Origin of the sequence: Verrucosispora sp. ts21, assembly GCF_002879555.1 — a bacterium.
GTDB classification, from domain to species: domain Bacteria; phylum Actinomycetota; class Actinomycetes; order Mycobacteriales; family Micromonosporaceae; genus Micromonospora; species Micromonospora gifhornensis.
Genome location: NZ_PNOZ01000170.1, coordinates 1 through 1114 on the forward strand (window position 1 = coordinate 1; position 1114 = coordinate 1114).

The following is a 1114-nucleotide window of genomic DNA, read 5'->3' on the forward strand; positions in this document are numbered from 1 at the left end:
GGGGTGGTGGGGTAGTGGGGGTGCGGAGGCCCAGGTGGCGGAGTTCGAGGGTGGCGAGGGCGGTGATGGTTTGTTCGTCGCCGTCGCGCCATGCCTGCGCCACATCGGGGTTGATGCGGGTGAGTCGGCGTAGTGGTTGGTTGGCGAGGGCGCGCAGGGCCAGCAGGTCCTGACCGGCGGGTGCGGCGGCCAGTGTCGCCGCCGAGCCGGCCCGGCGCATCCAGCGCACCCGCAACGGCAGCCAGCCGAACAGCACCAGCCCGAGCGGGACGATCATCATCCCCACCGACAGCGCCAGGGCCAACTGGTCGACAAGTTCCTGCTGGTCGCGCCCAGCCTCGGCGAGTGACCGGGCCGCGTCCGCCGCCCGTTCGAATGGCGCCGTCAACTCGTCACCCACCAGAGGCACCCGTCCGACCTTCCCGCCGGCCTCGGCCAGGTTGTCGGCCAGCCCACCGCCGGCCCCTTCCAACTTCTGCCCGGGTACGGCCAACCTCTGCACCAGGTCGTGCAACCACAACGCGCCCTGGATCGTCGCGTAAACCCAGGCGACGACGAGTAGATCGGTGAGTACCTGCCGCAGCGCCACCGGAAAGCGATCAGCGTAAATCTTCACGCCGCCCACCCTGCCACGCCCAACCCGCCCCCGCCTCACCCACCCAGCCGCATCGATCTTGCACTTCCGGTCGCCGTTTCGCGGCTTTCGCGCACTTATGCCCGGACAGAAAGCGCAAGATCGACGCGTGGGGAAGGCGAGTGCGCGGGGAAGGCGAGTGCGCGGGAAGGCGGGCCAGGGGAATGCGCAGGAGTGCCGTCGCGCGCCTTGTTCGCAGCCCTGCCCGCGCAATGGCGTCCTCACTCCTGCCTGCAGCCCTGCCCGCACGATGCAGCGCGTCGATCTTGCACTTTGGGTCGCTGTTCTACGGCTTATACACCTTTCGCGGCGACGAGAAGTGCAAGATCGCGGGGCCGGGGTGGTCCGACCGGGGCGCCCGGGCCGGGAGTGGCCCGGGCCGGGGCGGTCCGACCGGGGCGCCCGGGCCGGGGTGGTCCGGGCCAGGGCGGGCCGAGGTCGGGGTGGCCCGAGGTCGGGGTGGGTGGGCCGAAGTCGGGG

1 protein-coding gene is annotated in these 1114 nt (G+C 71.5%); it reads right to left on the minus strand.

Annotated features, from left to right (window positions below; genetic code table 11):
• On the minus strand, positions 1-616 hold a 616-nt coding region (locus C1A38_RS30385), incomplete at its 3' end, for a hypothetical protein (protein WP_102661102.1).
• Positions 617-1114: the final 498 nt, after the last annotated feature.